Source organism: Streptomyces sp. NBC_00425 (assembly GCF_036030735.1).
Lineage (GTDB): Bacteria > Actinomycetota > Actinomycetes > Streptomycetales > Streptomycetaceae > Streptomyces.
Map to the genome: position 1 here is coordinate 2,995,304 of NZ_CP107928.1, position 16,428 is coordinate 3,011,731.

The 16,428-nt window shown below is 71.4% G+C and carries 14 protein-coding genes; 8 read left to right on the top strand and 6 right to left on the bottom strand.

Annotation, left to right across the window (positions count from 1 at the left end):
- The first annotated feature begins 260 nt into the window (after positions 1-260).
- Complete coding sequence (locus OHS82_RS12525) at positions 261-2,735, top strand: DNA gyrase/topoisomerase IV subunit A (RefSeq protein ID WP_057575438.1); 2,475 nt, start codon at positions 261-263, stop codon at positions 2,733-2,735.
- Here the strand turns inward: OHS82_RS12525 and OHS82_RS12530 are convergent.
- Positions 2,732-3,856, bottom strand: a complete 1,125-nt coding sequence (locus OHS82_RS12530) for a CobW family GTP-binding protein (protein WP_328433875.1) — start codon at positions 3,854-3,856, stop codon at positions 2,732-2,734. The genes OHS82_RS12525 and OHS82_RS12530 overlap by 4 nt on opposite strands.
- A gap of 322 nt (positions 3,857-4,178) precedes the next feature.
- Between OHS82_RS12530 and OHS82_RS12535 the strand changes: the two genes are divergently transcribed.
- From OHS82_RS12535 to OHS82_RS12560, 6 genes are all read left to right on the top strand, one after another.
- The gene (locus tag OHS82_RS12535) at positions 4,179-4,736 is read left to right on the top strand and encodes a DUF6082 family protein (protein WP_057575434.1); all 558 of its coding nucleotides are present in this window, start codon (positions 4,179-4,181) and stop codon (positions 4,734-4,736) included.
- Between the two features lie 232 nt (positions 4,737-4,968).
- Complete coding sequence (locus tag OHS82_RS12540) at positions 4,969-5,208, top strand: hypothetical protein (RefSeq protein ID WP_107105117.1); 240 nt, start codon at positions 4,969-4,971, stop codon at positions 5,206-5,208.
- A 202-nt stretch (positions 5,209-5,410) separates the two neighbouring features.
- Positions 5,411-6,670, top strand: coding sequence for a citrate synthase (locus tag OHS82_RS12545; RefSeq protein WP_328433876.1), 1,260 nt, complete (start codon positions 5,411-5,413; stop codon positions 6,668-6,670).
- Positions 6,671-6,954: 284 nt separating this feature from the next.
- Complete coding sequence (locus tag OHS82_RS12550; protein WP_328433877.1) at positions 6,955-7,896, top strand: sucrase ferredoxin; 942 nt, start codon at positions 6,955-6,957, stop codon at positions 7,894-7,896.
- Between the two features lie 170 nt (positions 7,897-8,066).
- On the top strand, positions 8,067-9,755 hold the full coding sequence (locus tag OHS82_RS12555) for a sensor histidine kinase (protein ID WP_057575428.1): 1,689 nt from the start codon (positions 8,067-8,069) through the stop codon (positions 9,753-9,755).
- Positions 9,752-10,432, top strand: coding sequence for a response regulator (locus tag OHS82_RS12560; RefSeq protein ID WP_057575426.1), 681 nt, complete (start codon positions 9,752-9,754; stop codon positions 10,430-10,432). The genes OHS82_RS12555 and OHS82_RS12560 overlap by 4 nt, the downstream gene beginning before the upstream one ends.
- A 42-nt stretch (positions 10,433-10,474) precedes the next feature.
- Here OHS82_RS12560 and OHS82_RS12565 read toward each other — a convergent pair whose 3' ends face one another.
- The 3 genes from OHS82_RS12565 to OHS82_RS12575 form a co-directional block, all read right to left on the bottom strand.
- The gene (locus OHS82_RS12565; RefSeq protein ID WP_328433878.1) at positions 10,475-11,536 is read right to left on the bottom strand and encodes an ABC transporter substrate-binding protein; all 1,062 of its coding nucleotides are present in this window, start codon (positions 11,534-11,536) and stop codon (positions 10,475-10,477) included.
- A 126-nt stretch (positions 11,537-11,662) separates the two neighbouring features.
- On the bottom strand, positions 11,663-12,526 hold the full coding sequence (locus OHS82_RS12570) for an ABC transporter permease (protein ID WP_328433879.1): 864 nt from the start codon (positions 12,524-12,526) through the stop codon (positions 11,663-11,665).
- Entirely contained in the window at positions 12,516-13,331 is an 816-nt protein-coding gene (locus tag OHS82_RS12575; protein WP_057575420.1) for an ABC transporter ATP-binding protein, read from the bottom strand. The genes OHS82_RS12570 and OHS82_RS12575 overlap by 11 nt, the downstream gene beginning before the upstream one ends.
- A 161-nt stretch (positions 13,332-13,492) precedes the next feature.
- On the opposite strand from OHS82_RS12575, the gene OHS82_RS12580 reads away from it, so the two are divergent.
- On the top strand, positions 13,493-14,185 hold the full coding sequence (locus OHS82_RS12580; RefSeq protein ID WP_057575418.1) for a response regulator: 693 nt from the start codon (positions 13,493-13,495) through the stop codon (positions 14,183-14,185).
- 74 nt (positions 14,186-14,259) lie between these two features.
- Here OHS82_RS12580 and OHS82_RS12585 read toward each other — a convergent pair whose 3' ends face one another.
- Positions 14,260-15,852, bottom strand: coding sequence for a solute symporter family protein (locus OHS82_RS12585; RefSeq protein ID WP_057575417.1), 1,593 nt, complete (start codon positions 15,850-15,852; stop codon positions 14,260-14,262).
- Complete coding sequence (locus tag OHS82_RS12590; protein WP_057575415.1) at positions 15,849-16,418, bottom strand: DUF485 domain-containing protein; 570 nt, start codon at positions 16,416-16,418, stop codon at positions 15,849-15,851. Before OHS82_RS12590 ends, OHS82_RS12585 begins: the two co-directional genes overlap by 4 nt.
- Positions 16,419-16,428: the final 10 nt, after the last annotated feature.

Here is a 16,428-nt window from a genome sequence, read left to right on the forward strand (position 1 = left end):
CCGATCGCGGACGCGGTCGTCGAAACCGCGGTTTTCCTGCCGGTCCTGTCACTGTATGCAAGCGTGCGGACAGGAGGCGAAGTTCCCGGACGACATACGCCGAGAGCGAGATCGCGTAGCCTGCGGGCAGCCGTGGACGAGGCGGCTGAAGCGGGCGGGGCCCAAGGCCGACGCCGGGTCCTCGCCCGCCCTGTCAGTGCCACGGTCCACAATGGTCCGCGTCAGATCCCGTACCACGCCCCAGCAAGGAGCCGGCAGCGATGGCCCGCCGCAGCACGAAGACCCCGCCGCCCGACGACTCGTACGAGGAGCGGATCCTCGACATCGACGTCGTCGACGAGATGCAGGGCTCCTTCCTCGAGTACGCGTACTCGGTCATCTACTCCCGCGCCCTGCCGGACGCCCGTGACGGCCTGAAGCCGGTGCACCGCCGCATCGTCTACCAGATGAACGAGATGGGTCTGCGCCCGGAGCGCGGCTATGTGAAGTGCGCCCGTGTCGTCGGCGAGGTCATGGGCAAGCTGCACCCGCACGGCGACTCCTCGATCTACGACGCCCTGGTGCGCATGGCCCAGCCCTTCTCCATGCGTGTGCCGCTCATCGACGGCCACGGCAACTTCGGCTCCCTCGGCAATGACGACCCGCCGGCCGCCATGCGGTACACGGAGTGCCGCCAGGCCGCGGCGACGAGCCTGATGACGGAGTCGATCGACGAGGACACGGTCGACTTCGCGCCGAACTACGACGGGCAGGAGCAGGAGCCCGTCGCACTGCCCGCCGCCTTCCCGAACCTGCTGGTCAACGGCGCGTCCGGGATCGCGGTCGGCATGGCCACGAACATGCCGCCGCACAATCTGGGCGAGGTCGTCGCGGCCGCCCGTCACCTGATCCGCTACCCCGGCGCGGACCTCGACGCCCTGATGAGGTTCGTCCCGGGCCCCGATCTGCCGACCGGCGGCCGGATCGTCGGCCTCTCCGGCATCCGGGACGCCTACGAGAGCGGCCGCGGCACGTTCAAGATCCGCGCCACGGTCGCGGTGGAGACGGTCACGGCCCGCCGCAAGGGCCTGGTCGTCACCGAACTCCCCTTCACGGTCGGCCCCGAGAAGGTCATCGCCAAGATCAAGGACCTGGTCGGCTCGAAGAAGATCCAGGGCATCGCCGACGTCAAGGACCTCACCGACCGGGCGCACGGCCTGCGCCTGGTCATCGAGATCAAGAACGGCTTCGTGCCGGAGGCGGTCCTGGAGCAGCTCTACAAGCTGACGCCGATGGAGGAGTCCTTCGGCATCAACAACGTGGCACTGGTGGACGGCCAGCCGCTCACGCTGGGCCTGAAGGAGCTGCTGGAGGTCTACCTCGACCACCGGTTCAACGTCGTGCGCCGCCGCAGCGAGTTCCGCCGCACCAAGCGCCGTGACCGGCTGCACCTGGTGGAGGGCCTGCTGACGGCCCTCGTCGACATCGACGAGGTCATCCGGCTGATCCGCTCCAGCGAGAACAGCGCGCAGGCGAAGGAACGCCTGATGGAGCGCTTCGGCCTGTCGGAGATCCAGACCCAGTACATCCTGGACACTCCGCTGCGCCGCCTCACCAAGTACGACCGCATCGAGCTGGAGTCGGAGAAGGAGCGGCTCACCGGGGAGATCGCCGAGCTGACCCGGATCCTGGACTCGGACGCGGAGCTGCGCAAGCTGGTCTCCGCGGAACTCGCCACGGTGGCCAAGAAGTTCGGCACCGAACGGCGGACGGTCCTGCTGGAGTCGTCGGGCGCCACGGCCGCCGCCGTGCCCCTCCAGGTGGCGGACGACCCGTGCCGCGTCCTGCTGTCCTCCACGGGCCTGCTGGCCCGCACGGCGAACGGCGATCCCTTCACGGCGAACGCCGAGGACGGGGACGACGGGGACGCCAAGCGCACCAAGCACGACGTGATCGTCTCGGCGGTGCCGGCCACCGCGCGCGGGGAGATCGGCGCGGTCACGTCGTCGGGCCGTCTGCTGCGGATCAACGTCGTCGACCTGCCGCAGCTTCCGGACACGGCGTCCGCGCCGAACCTGTCCGGCGGGGCCCCGCTGGCGGAGTTCGTGTCCGTGGAGGGCGACGAGACGGTGGTCTGCCTGACCACGCTCGACGAGTCGTCCCCCGGGCTGGCCATCGGCACGGAGCAGGGCGTCGTCAAGCGGGTCGTGCCCGACTACCCGACGAACAAGGACGAGCTGGAGGTCATCGCCCTCAGGGACGGGGACCGGATCGTCGGCGCCGTCGAACTGCGCACCGGCGACGAGGACCTGGTCTTCATCACGGACGACGCCCAGCTGCTGCGTTACCAGGCCTCCCAGGTGCGTCCGCAGGGCCGTGCGGCGGGCGGCATGGCGGGCGTCAAGCTCACCGAGGGCGCGAAGGTGATCTCGTTCACGGCCGTGGACCCGGCGGCGGACGCCGTGGTGTTCACCATCGCCGGCTCCCGGGGGACGCTGGACGACTCCGTCCAGACGACCGCCAAGCTGACCCCCTTCGACCAGTATCCGCGCAAGGGCCGCGCCACCGGCGGTGTGCGCTGCCAGCGGTTCCTGAAGGGCGAGGACTGCCTGTCGCTGGCCTGGGCGGGCCCCGTCCCGGCCAAGGCGGCCCAGAAGAACGGCATGCCGGCCGAGCTGCCGGAGATCGACCCGCGCCGTGACGGCTCGGGCGTGTCGCTGGCGAAGACGGTGAGCGTGGTGGCGGGGCCGATCTAGGGCGCCTCGCAGAGGTCGTCCTCGGGGTTCTGGACGAAGCGCAGGACGCCCCACATGCCGTGTTCGTCGGCGTGGGGGGCGTCGCTGCGACAGCCCTCGAGATCCTTGCCCAGGGCCGCGGTGTCGATGCCGGCGCCGATGAGCACGAGCTGGGTGAGGCGGGCGCCGGCGGTGGGCCAGGGTTCCGGGTAGAAGCGCAGGAAGGGCCCCACCGCGTGCACGGCGTACCGGTTGACCGGGTCGTGGGGTCCGAAGTCGACGTATCCCTTGATCCGGTAGAGACCCTCCGGTCTGGCGTCGAGGAACCGCATCAGCCGGCGCGGGTCGAGGGGGACCTCGGAGGCGAAGGACACGCTGTCGTAGCCGGCGTGCAGGTGCCCGCCGTGCGCGCCCGCGCCGGTGTCGTGCGGGTCGGTGTCGTGCGCGTCCGTGCCGCGGCCGTGCAGCTCGGTGTCGTGCGCGTCGGCGTGCCGGTGCAGGTCGTCGAAGGACAGCTGCCCGATGCGCTCCTCGCTCGGTCGGCAGTCGAAGAGGAGCTCCGGGTCCACCCGGCCGTGGGTGGCCGGGACGACGGCGGCCCGGTCGGTGAGGCCGCGGACGAGCCCGAGGACGCGCTCGGGGTCCGCTGCACGGTCGAGCTTGTTCACGACGACGAGGTCGGCGAGGGCGACATGCCGGTCGATCTCGGGGTGCTTGGCCCGGGTGACGTCGAACTCGGCCGCGTCGACGACCTCGACGAGCCCGCCGTAGACGATCCCCGGGTGGTCGCTGGCGAGCACCATCCGGACGAGTTCCTGCGGTTCGGCGAGGCCGCTGGCCTCGATCACGACGACGTCGATCCCGGTGCCGGGCCGGGCCAGCCGCTCGAGGTAGACGTCCAGTTCGCCGGCGTCGACGGCACAGCACAGGCAGCCGTTGCCGAGCGAGACGGTGGAGTCGCCGAGCGCCCCGGCCACGGCCATGGCGTCGATCTCGATGGCGCCGAAGTCGTTGACGATCGCACCGATCCGGCTGCCTCCGCTGTGGTGCAGGAGGTGGTTGAGCAGCGTCGTCTTCCCCGAACCCAGGAATCCGGCGAGGACGACGACCGGGATCTGCTGCGGACCGGGACTGTGTGCCACCGTGCGACCTTTCTGACACCTGCGCGTGCACCGGCTCACGGCTGCGGCGCACACACGCGGACTGACTGCGCGCCCAGGATACGAGCCGGGTGAATGCCCGCGAAGTGAACGATTGTCGGCAGCACACGCGGGGCAGACGTCAGACAAGGCGCTCTGGCGTGCGACCCTCGCTTCCCTCCGTGCGCCTCCCCTCCGCCTCCCCCGCCGATCAGAGCCGCTCGGCACTCTGGGAGACGGCAAGCGCCGCCCACCGCTCGCCGGTCCCCGTCACGCCACCTGCACCCCGACGACCGGCGCACGGCCGCCTGATCCGGGGGTTGACATGGCCACACAGAAGTCACGGGCGCGGGGACTCGTCCCCGTCGCCGCGGCGGGCCTCGGCCTGGCCGCGGGCGCCCTCGCCGCACTGGCCGCTCAGCGGCACACCCTCGACGCGCTGCGTGTACGGCTCGAGCATCTCGAGACGGCGGCCCGGGATCAGCGCCACACCAACCTCGCCCATCAGCAGCGGTTGCACTGGGAGCTTCTGAGCAAGGCCATCGACAGTCCCGAACTGGCGGAGGTGCTGGACATCTTCGAGGCCCCGGCGTCTGCGCAACAACGACGGCAGTACCTCTTCGCGAACGCGCTCTACACGAACCTGCTGTTCTACTACCGCATCGGCAACCTCAGCCGCGAGGAGTTCCACGGCCGTATGCGGGGGCTGCTCCAGAACCCGGTCGTGCGCGGCTACTGGTACGCGACGCAAGGCCAGCGGGCCACCCTTCCGGACGATTCGGACGAGGCGGGTCTGGGGCGCATGGTCGACGAACTCCTGCGTCGGCTCGAGGAAGCGGACATCGACGAGTGGTGGGTGGTGGGTGAGCCGCCCGTCGACTGAGGGCGCGCGCCGGGAGCTTCACGCCGACGGGCGATAACAAACGGATGAAGTAGTGCGTTGTCCCAGGCGCGGCTGGGGTTGACTCACACGTGATCGCGTAGGGCGACCCCATAAGTCCGTCGTTCACGCCGCCGGATGACGAACGCGCCCCACAGGGCGGCCTTCGCGCCCCGCAGTCGCCGTGCGCGCACTCTTCAGCGAAGTTCACCCGTGAAAGCCAGAGGAACCAACAGTGAGTCAGATCATCCGTCGGATCGGTGTGCCCCCCTGCGAGCGGGGGAGCACGGGAGGCGGGAACTGCCCCGACATCTTCGAGTTGGCCGACGGGAGCTTCGCCGTGATCGGCCGGGACATGACCGACACGCTCGACGGAGAGCTGCCGTCCGACGCGTCCCGCGCCGACTACGAGCGCATCGTCGTCATCACCCGGGAGACGCTGGTGCGCGCCAAGTCCGACATCCCCGACGCGTGACGACGCCCGGGAGCTGATCCTCGTCCTCGACGCGTCTCGCCGGAACGGCGAGTCCGGATGACGAGCGCCCTGCGGTCCGGCACCTCGCGGTGCCGGACCTTCCGCGTCTTCGGGCCGGGGCGCCGGACTTCTGCCCCACCGCCCGTCCACCATCGTCAACGTTGATCGGATCAACCTGAGGAGATGTGGATACGGTGCCCCCATGCGTGATCAGGAACCCGGCACCGGCCGCCTCGACCGACGGCTGAGCACCAAAGAGGCCGCCGAACTGCTCGGGGTGAAGCCCGAGACGGTGTACGCGTACGTCAGCCGCGGCCGGCTGGGCAGCCGGCGCACCCCCGGGGGCCGGGGCAGCACCTTCGACGCCGGGGAGGTCGAGGCTCTCGCCCGGCGCAACAGGCGCGAGGCCGACGGGACTCCGAGACCCGGGACGGAGCTGTCCGTACGCACCCGCCTCACGTCGATCGACGCGGACCGCTACTACTACCGCGGGGTCGACGCGGTCGAGCTGGCCCTTGGGCACTCCTACGAGGAGGTCGCCGAATGGCTGTGGACCGGGATGCTGCGCCCCCGGGCCGCGTTCACGGCGCCCGCGGAGTCCGTCGACGCCGCCGTCCGGGCCGTCGACGCGCTGCCGGAGCACACCGGCACGACCGACCGTCTGCGGGTCGCCGCGGTGGCGGCGGCAGCCGTGGACCCGCTCCGGTACGACCTGTCCGAGGACGCCGTGCTCGGCACCGCGCGGACCCTGATCCCCACGTTCGTCGCCGCCCTGCCCCCGCGGCGGCACGACCGCCGCTTCGAGGGCTCGCTCGCCCGGCGCCTGTGGGGGCGGCTCAGCGGACGCCCGGCCGAAGAGGCCCGGCTGCACGTCCTCGACACGGCGCTCGGCCTGCTGGCCGACCACGACCTGGCCGCCTCGACGCTCGCGGTGCGGGTCGCCGCCTCCGCCCGGGCGCACCCCTACGCGGCCGTCTCCGCGGGGCTGGGGGTGCTCGAAGGACCGCTGCACGGCGCGGCCGGCGGACTCGCCCACCGCATGCTGCTGGAGGTGCTCGACCTCGGCAGCGCCGGACCCGTGATCGCGGAGGAACTGCGGGCCGGCCGTCGCATCCCCGGCCTCGGCCACCCGCTGTACCGCGGCGAGGACCCGCGCGCGGGTGCCCTGTTCGCGCTCCTGGAGGACATCCCCGAGGCGGCGCCCGCCCTCGACGCGGCCCGGGACATCGTCGCCACGACCGCCCGCCACGCGCCGCTGCACGCCAATGTGGACCTCGCCCTCGCCGTGTTCACCGTGTCCTGCGGCATGGAACCCTCGGCCGGCGAGACGGTCTTCGCCGTGGCCCGTACGGCGGGCTGGATCGCCCACGCCCTGGAGGAGTACGGCGAACGGCCCCTGCGGATGCGCCCGAGCGGCCACTACGTGGGCCCCGAACCGCCTCAGCCGCTGCCGGCGGAGTAGGCCGGGCGCGCCGTAGCGCCCCGGGGCGCTACGGCGCTCGGGCGTTGTGCCGCCCCTGCCGCCCTGTCGCCCCGCCGCCCCTGCCGTCCCGTCGGTCCGCGGTCGGCACCCCGGCAGCACGCGCGGTGTCGCGCCGCGCACTCGACGGCCCCACACCCGGGCGTCCGGGGGGCCGCGAGTCCGGGTGTCCGGGGGCCGGGCATCCGGGCGTTGGGCCGTCCTGAAGTCCGGCCGTCCGGCCGTCCCGAAGTCGCCTCGCGTCAACTCAGGTTAGGCTCACCTCTGTGAGTACGTGTGCAACCGTCTCGCGGGACCTCGACGAGCCCATCGCCGGAACCGCGGCCACGGCAACCACCTGGCTGCTCCTGGAACAGCCCGGTCCCTGGGGTGCCCGAGCGCTGGTCTCGAGCCACCTGGACCCCGTTCTGGGGCGCGCCCTGGAAGCCGCCGCGCAGAACACGGGCGTGCGTGTCGCGCTCATCCGGCGGCCCGGTCGCCACGCGGACTTCGGCGCACCGGCCCGGCGGCAGGTGTACGCGGCCCACACCGTTCCCGGACGGGTGTGGCTGCACGGCGCCACGACCCACGACCCGCGCCGGTTGCTGGACCTCGACTTCGCCGCGCTCGGCCGGGGCGACCACCACACGTTCGACAGGGTGCTGGGCGGCGCGTCCCACGCGGGCGACCCACTCGTCCTCGTCTGCACCAACGGCAAACGGGACCGCTGCTGTGCGCTGCTCGGCCGCCCGCTGGCCGCGGAGCTCGCCGCCTCGGGGGTGCGGGGAGCCTGGGAGGTCACTCATCTGGGCGGTCACCGCTTCTCCCCCACCCTGCTCGTCCTGCCCCACGGCTACGCGTACGGCCGGGCCGCGGCGCACACGGTCGAGGAGGCCCTGCGCGGCGTCCGGGAAGGCCGGATCGTCGTGGAGGGCTGCCGGGGCAGCTCGGCCTGGGAGCGGCCCGGCCAGGCGGCGGAGCTGGCGGTGCGCGCGGAGACCGGCGAGGACGCCGCCGAGGTGCTGAGCGTCGTGCACACGACCGGCGGCGCACCCCGCTGGGAGGTGACGGTCGCGCACACGGACGGACGGCACTGGCTGGTCGTCGTGGCCCAGGGCGCCTCGCTGCCGCCGAGGCCGGAGAGCTGCGGCACGTCGGTCCTCGGTGCGCCCGCGCGGATGGACGTGGTGGCGGTGCACGAACTGGCGGGCGCGGCCTCGGCACGATGACGTGCCGCACGGCACGGCACGGCACGGCACAGGACGGGACGGATCGTCACGGCACGACACGGGACGCCCGCGCAGGGCGCTCGGCCGAACCGTTTCCTCTTGAGCCGGTCAAGAGATACACCTCACCCGCCCCTTCGGCTGCACGGGTCGGCCCACGTACCGTCTTGGGTATGAGCCCCACTCCCCCCGCCCGGCGGCTGCGCCTCGGAATGCCGCGGCGCATGTTCTCCCAGGTCCTGCTCATGCAGCTGGCGATCGCCGCGGGTGTCGTGGTGCTCGCGACCGGCCTCTTCCTCGCTCCGCTCAGCAATCAGCTGGACGACCAGGCGATGCGCCGGGCCCTCGCCATCGCGCAGACGACCGCGGCCATACCCCAGATCGCCGAGGATCTGCAGAGCACGCGGCCGTCGGTCGACGGCCCCGTGCAGCAGGAGGCCGAACGGATCCGCAAGGCCAGCGGCGCCGAGTACGTCGTGGTGATGGACCTCAACGGCACGCGCTGGTCGCACACCGACCTCGAGCAGGTCGGCGGCCATGTCTCGACGGACCCGAGCCAGGCGCTGTCGGGCAAGGACGTCATGGAGATCGACAGCGGCACCCTGGGGCGCTCGGCCCGCGGCAAGGTCCCGCTGCGCGACGCCGACGGCACCATCATCGGCGCGGTCTCGGTCGGCATCGAGTACGACAGCGTGCGCGCCCGGCTCATCCACGCCATCCCCGGCCTGCTCGCCTACGCCGGAGGCGCTCTCGCGGTCGGCGCGCTGGCCGCCTGGCTCATCTCCCGGCGGCTTCACCGGCAGACCCGCGACCTGGCCTTCTCGGACATCTCCGCGCTGCTCTCCGAGCGCGAGGCGATGCTGCACGGCATCCGGGAGGGCGTGGTGGCCCTGGACCGCGCCGGCCGCGTCCGGCTGCTCAACGACGAGGCCCAGCGTCTCCTCGGCATCGGGGACGAGGCGGTGGGCACGCCGCCCGACGAGGCGCTCGGCGAGGGACGTACGGCCGACGTCCTGGCCGGCCGGGTGACCGGCACGGACCTGATCGCCGTACGCGGCCAGCGCGTCCTGGTCGTGAACCGGATGCCCACCGACGACGGTGGCGCCGTGGCGACCCTGCGCGACCGCACCGAGCTGGAACAGCTCGGCCGGGAGCTCGACTCGACGCGCGGTCTCATCGACGCGCTGCGCGCCCAGGACCACGAGCACGCCAACCGCATGCACACCCTGCTCGGGCTGCTCGAACTGGAGATGTTCGACGACGCCGTCGACTTCGTGGGGGAGGTGGTCGGCGACCACCGGGCGACCGCGGAACAGGTGACGGAGAAGATCGGGGACGCTCTGCTCGCAGCCCTGCTGGTCGGCAAGGCGACCGTCGCGGCCGAGCGGGGCGTCGCCCTGTGGGTCTCCGACCGGACCCGGCTGCCCGACCGGCTGATCGATCCCCGCGGGCTGGTCACGGTCGTCGGCAACCTCGTCGACAACGCGCTCGACGCCGTGGCGGGCACACCGCACGCGCGCGTGGAGGTCGAGCTGCGGACGGAGGGCCGTACCGCGGTCCTGCGGGTGCGGGACACCGGGCCCGGCATCCCGGACGCGCACCGCGAGTCGATCTTCACCGAGGGCTGGTCGACGAAGAAGCCGCCGGCGCACGGCAAGCGCGGCATCGGGCTCTCGCTGGTGCGCAGGCTCGCCGAACGGCAGGGCGGCAGCGCCACGGTCGGCGAGGCGGCCGGCGGGGGCGCCGAGTTCACCATCGTCCTGCCGGAGGCGCTGACCGAGCCCGATCCCGAACACGTGCCGCATCCGGAACCCGTGCCGGCCGCATCGGTGCTCGGCGCCGTCGAGGAGGAGACACGATGATCGAGGTACTGGTCGTGGACGACGACGCCAGGGTGGCCCGGGTCAACGCCGCCTACGTCGAGAAGGTCCCGGGCTTCCATGTCGCCGGCGAGGCCCACAGCGCCGCCGACGCGCTGCGCCAGCTGGAACTGCTGCCGCACCTGGACCTCGTCCTGCTGGATCACTATCTGCCGGACGACACGGGGCTCGAGGTCGTCCAGGAGATGCGCCGGCGCGGCCACCAGACCGACGTGATCATGGTGACCGCCGCGCGGGACGTCTCGACCGTGCAGGCCGCGATGCGCCAGGGCGCACTGCAGTACCTGGTGAAGCCGTTCGCCTTCGCCGGTCTGCGCGGCAAGCTGGAGGCGTACGCCGATCTGCGCCGCACGCTCGACGGCGGCGGCGAGGCCGAGCAGGCCGACGTCGACCGCATCTTCGGCGCGCTGTCCGCCCCCTCGGAGCCCGGGCTGCCCAAGGGGCACTCCCCCACCACCGCCGAACTCGTGCGGCAGTCCCTGATGAACGCCGAAGGACCGCTGTCCGCCCAGGAGATCGCCGACCGGACGGGAGTGAGCCGGCAGACCGCCCAGCGCTATCTGAAGCTCCTGGAGCGCACCGGGAGGGCCCGGCTGACCCTGAAGTACGGCGACGCGGGCCGCCCGGAACACCGTTACGTGTGGGCGACCCGCGCCTGACAGGCAGGGTCCTTCGGACGAGGCCCGTCGGCTGCTCCGCCGTCAGCCCGTCGCCTTGGCGACGAACTCGGTCGTGTAGGTCTTGTCCAGGTCGACCTCGGCGTTCTTGATGGTCGGGTTGAACGCCTTGAGGACCTTCTCGACGGTCTCGGGCCCGTTCTCGGGCATCACACCGTCCACGGTGAACATGGGCAGCGTGTTCTTGATGGCCACCGAGTAGAGCAGCTTGTTCCCCTGCGAGTAGTCGGCCGGCATCTTCCCGGCGATCTCTGACGCGCTGTGGGTGGACATCCACTTGAGCGTCTTGACGAATGCATTGGCCAGCTTCTGGACGGTGTCCTTGTGATCGTTGACCCAGTCCGTCTGCATGTACAGGCTGGACGACGGATACGGTCCGCCGAGCGCCTCCTCGGAGCCCTTCGGGGTGCGCATGTCGACGAGGATCTTGCCGGCCTTCTTGTCGAGGACGGTCGCCACGGTCGGGTCGGTGGTCATCCCGGCGTCGATGGAGCCCTGCTGGAGCGCCGCGATGAAGGTCGGTCCCGCGCCGACGGCGACCGGGGTGAAGTCGCTGACCTTCACGCCGTTCTTCACGGCGAGGTACTTGGTCAGGAAGTCGGTGGAGGAGCCGAGGCCCGTGACGCCGAGCTTCCTGCCCTTGAAGTCCTTGGGCGAGTCGATGTCGCCCTGTGTCTTGGTGGAGACGATCTCCACCTCGCCCGGTGCGTGCGAGAACTGCACGACGGACTCCACGTCCTTCCCCTTCACCTGGAGGTCGAGGGTGTGGTCGTAGAAGCCGACGGCGCCCTGGACCTGGCCCGAGACGAGCGCGGTCTCGGCCTGCACCCCGGCCGGCTCGCTCAGCAGCTCGACGTCTAGCCCTTCGGCGTCGAAGTAGCCCAGCCGCTGGGTGAGCATGGCCGGCAGGTAGATGACCTTGTCCAGGCCGCCGACCATGATCTTGACCTTCGTCCCGTTGCCGTCCCCCTTGCTGCCGGAGCCGGTCGAGGCGGTGCTCGCCGCGTCGTCGGCACAGGCGGTGAGCGAGGTGAGGGCGAGCAGGCCGGCGGCGGCCAGGGCCGCGTATCTGACGGTAGTGCGCATGGCGGGTTCACGTCCTTGTGAGAAGGCGGTGCCGAGGGTGCGGCGAGGGGACGAAGGTCTCGGGGGATCGTTCGACGAGGGAATCAGCTGCGGAACGAAGGGCACGGAGGATCGTTCAACGAGAGGTCAGCTGTCGGAGCCGGCCGGCTTCCAGCGGAAGATCCGGCTCTCGGCGAAGGTCAGCAGCCCTTCGGCGACCAGGGCGACGGCGGCGAGGATGACCATGGCGGCGTACACGCCGGCCGCGTTGAACGTGCCCTGCGACTGCGCGACGAGCAGGCCGATCCCCTTGGTCGCGCCGATGTACTCGCCGACGATGGCGCCGATGAGGGCGAAGCCGAAGCTGACATGAAGGCTGGTGAAGATCCAGGAGGTGGCGGACGGGATGACCACCTGAAAAGTCACCCTGCGGTCGCTCGCGCCGAGGATGCGGGCGTTGGCGACGAGGTTGCGGTCGACCTCGCGAGCGCCCTGGAAGGCGTTGAAGAAGACCGGGAAGAACACCAGGACGACGGCCGAGGCGACCTTGGAGGCCGGGCCGAGACCGAACCAGATGACGAAGATCGGAGCCAGCACGATCCTCGGTATGGAGTTCAGCACCTTGATGTAGGGCCCGAGGACGTCGGCGAGGAAGGCGATCCGTCCGAGTGCGATCCCGCACACCACGCCCGCGGCCACACCGATGACCCAGCCCAGCAGCGCCTCGTGGAGCGTGTACCAGATCTGCTCGCCCAGTGAACCGAGAGCGGTTCCGTGCGTCACCCAGGTGTAGATCTGGTCCCAGATCTTCGTGGGCATCGAGAAGTTGAACGGATCAATGATCTCGGCCCGGGAGAGCACCTCCCACAGACCGAGCACCGCCACCAGGAGCAACGCCCTCGAGGCCATCACGACGGCCTTGCGCCTGCGTGCGGCACGCGCACGCGAGTGGGCCCGGTCCGGCGCCTTGGCCGTGTCGACGACCGGTGTGCTGAGAACGTCAGGCGACATGTGCGGCACCTCTTTCGCGGGTGATGCGGACCTCTTCGCCGAGGGACTCCCAGATCTCGCGGTAGATCTCGATGAACCGCGGCTCCAGGCGCACCGACTCGACCTTGCGCGGCCTCGGCAGGTCGATGTCGAAGACCTGCTTCACGGTGGCGGGGCCGGCGGTCATCACGACGACCCTGTCGGCCAGCGCGATGGACTCCTCCAGGTCGTGGGTGACGAACACGACGGACGCCCCGGTGCCCTCCCACAGTTCGAGGAGCTCGTCCGACATCAGGGCCCTGGTCTGCACGTCGAGCGCCGAGAACGGCTCGTCCATGAGCAGGATCTCGGGGTCGTTGACGAAGGTCGCGGCGAGGGCGACGCGTTTGCGCTGGCCACCGGAGAGCTGATGCGGATAGCGGTCCTCGAAGGCGGCGAGTCCGACCCGGTCCAGCCACTCACGGGCCCTGCGTTTCGCCTCCGCCTTGGGCACACCGCGGAAACGGGGCCCGGCCATGACGTTGGACAGGACCGTACGCCACGGGAAGGTCGCGTCCTGTTGGAAGACGAAGCCGACCTTGTCGCCAACGCCGCGCACGGACCGACCGGTGACGACAACCTCGCCCTGGGTGGGCTCTTCCAGCCCGCTGACCAGGGTCAACGTGGTCGATTTGCCGCATCCCGTCGGTCCGACGACGGCCACGAACTCGCCGCGTGCGACGGTGAGGTCGAGGTCCCGCACCGCGGTGTGCGGGGCCCCCGACGGGGTCCTGAAGACCTTGCTCGCACCCCGCAGCTCGATGGCGGGGCTGGTGTTTGCGCTCATGGCCGGGGACGGTAGAGGCGAGCGACGGGGCTGGAGCAGCCTTCTGGGCGCATGCGCTTCTTTTGCTTGCAAGGACCTGTTGTGCTCGTTTAGCGCGCGCTAGAACAACGAAGCCGAAACACGGGCACATCGCCCGCCTGGCCTTGACGGAGAGAGGCCCGATGATTGACGTCCTGGTGGTGGACGACGACTTCCGTGTCGCCGAGATCAACGCCAAATACGTGGGGAAGGTTCCCGGCTTCCGGGTCGCCGCCCGCGCACACAGTGCCGCCCAGGGGCTCGCCTCGGTGCAGCGCGGAGGGATCGACCTGGTCCTGCTCGACCACTACCTTCCCGACGGAACCGGGCTGGAACTCGTCCACCGTATGAGGGAGCAGGGCCACGGCACGGACGTCATCATGATCACAGCGGCCGGTGACGTCTCGACGGTACAGACCGCGATGCGGCTGGGCGCTCTGCACTACCTGGTGAAACCGTTCACCTTCGCGGCGCTGCGCACCCGCCTCGACTCGTACGCCGCCCTGCGCCGCACGGTGGACCGGGTCGGCGGCCACGGCGTCGCCGGTCAGGACCAGGTGGACCGGATCTTCAGCGCGCTGCGCACCACGCCCGCGCCCCCGTCCCCCGGCCTGCCCAGCGGGCACTCGGAACCCACCACCGACCTGATCTGTGCGGTGCTGCACCGCGCCGACCACCCGCTCTCGGCCCACGAGGTCGCCGCCGAGACCGGCCTGAGCCGCTCCACCGCCCAGCGCTACCTGCGCCACCTCGAGCAGGCAGGCCGGCTGCACCTCTCTCTGAAGTACGGCGACACCGGCCGCCCCGAGCACCGGTACGCGTGGGTCGCTCCGTAGCCCGGGCCGGGCCCGTCCGCTGCAGCACGGCCGCGCAGCGCACTGCTCCGGCCGCCCCACGCCCCAGGCCCTCCCTACGCCGCGCCCGCCCCGGTCAGCGACCGCACCTCGGCCTCCGCGTGCTTGGCCTCGTCCGCGACCTCGGCCGAGGTGACCGTGCCCAGCCAGCCCGCCAGGAAGCCCAGCGGAATCGAGACCAGGCCCGGGTTCTCCAGCGGGAAGTACTGGAAGTCCACCGCCGGGAAAAGCGCCCCCGGGCTGCCCGACACCACCGGCGACAACACCACGAGCGCCAGGGCCGGAATCAGCCCGCCGTACACCGCCCACACGGCGCCCCGCGTGGTGAAGCCCCGCCAGAACAGCGAGTACAGCAGGACGGGCAGGTTCGCGGAGGCCGCGACGGCGAACGCGAGTCCGACCAGGAAGGCGACGTTGAGGTCACGGGCAAGCAGGCCGAGGCCGATCGCGACCGCTCCGACTCCGACGGCGGCGACCCGTGCCACGGCCACCTCGCTGCGGGGCCGGGAGCGCCGGCGACGCAGGGAGGCGTACAGGTCGTGCGCCACCGAGGCCGAGGAGGCCAGCGTGATCCCGGCGACGACCGCGAGGATCGTGGCGAAGGCGACGGCCGCCACCACGGCGAACAGGACGGTGCCGCCCGTGGAGTCGGGGCCGCCGCCCAGATCGAGGGCCAGAAGGGGCACCGCCGTGTTCCCGGACGCGTTCGAGCCGCGGACCGCGTCCGGGCCGACGATCGCCGCCGCGCCGAAGCCCAGCACGATCGTCATCAGATAGAAGCCGCCGATGAGCCCGATCGACCAGACGACGGACCGCCGGGCGGCCTGCGCGGTCGGCACGGTGTAGAAGCGGGACAGGATGTGCGGCAGCCCGGCCGTGCCCAGCACCAGCGCGAGACCGAGGCTCATGAAGTCGAAGCGCGCCGTCCAGTCCCCGCCGTACTTCAGCCCGGGCGCCAGGAACGCGTCGCCGTGCCCGCTGCGCTCGGCGGCCGTGCGCAGCAGATGGTCGAAGTCGCCGTGGAAGCGCACGAGGACGAGCACGGTGAGCGTGACGGTGCCGCCCAGCAGCAGGACCGCCTTGACGATCTGGATCCACGTCGTGGCCCGCATCCCTCCCAGCGACACGTAGACGACCATGAGCGCACCCACTCCGATGACGGCCCACGACCGGGCCGCCTCCCCCGTGTTCCCGAGGAGCAGCGCGACCAGGCTGCCCGCGCCGACCATCTGCGCCACCAGATAGAGAACGGACACGGTGACCGAGGAGGTTCCCGCCGCGATCCGCACCGGCCGCTCCCTCATCCGCGCGGCGACCACGTCGGCCAGGGTGAACCGGCCGCAGTTGCGCACCAGTTCGGCCACCAGGAACAGCACCACCAGCCAGGCGACCAGGAAGCCCACCGAGTACAGCAGGCCGTCGTAGCCGAAGAGCGCGATCAGTCCGGAGATTCCGAGGAAGGAAGCGGCCGACATGTAATCGCCGGCGATGGCAAAACCATTCTCCATCGGGGAGAACAGTCGGCCTCCGGCGTAGAACTCCTCCGCCGAACCATGCCGGTTGCGGCTCACCCAGGTGGTGATCCCCAAGGTCACCGCGACGAAGACGCTGAACAGCATCAACGCGAGCGTCTGATGGTTGCCGGTCACGACGCACCGCCGCGGGCTCCACGGGTCAGTTCCTGGGTGTCCCAGCGCAGTTCGAGCGCCGCACGGTCGCGGCGCAACCGGGCGTGCCGCGCGTAGGCCCAGGTCAGGAGGAACGTGCTCAGGAACTGTCCGAGCCCGGCGAGCAGCGCCACGTTCACCGCGCCCACCACCGGCCGCGCCATGAGTTCCGGCGCGGTCGTCGCCGTCACGACGTACGCCACGTACCAGACGAAGAACCCGACGGCGGCGGGCGCCACGAACCGCCGATACCGGCTGCGCACCTCCTGGAAGGCCGCGCTGCGCTGCACCTGGAGGTAGATCTCGGCCGTCGCCGCGGCACCGGTCGCGCGCGCCGCCGGAATCTCGGTCGGGGGCACGCTCACCGCGGCCGACTCGCCCCAGCCCGAGGCGAGCGCCTCGTACCACGGGTCGTCGTAGCGCACCTCTTCCGTCGCTCCCGGGTACGCCTGCTCCTGGCTTCGGTGGGGCTCGCGCGCGTGCGGCGTGGCGCCGCCGGTCTCGGGATCGTCCCCGCCGGTGCGGACGCAACCGTTGCTTGACTGCATGCCCAAGGAT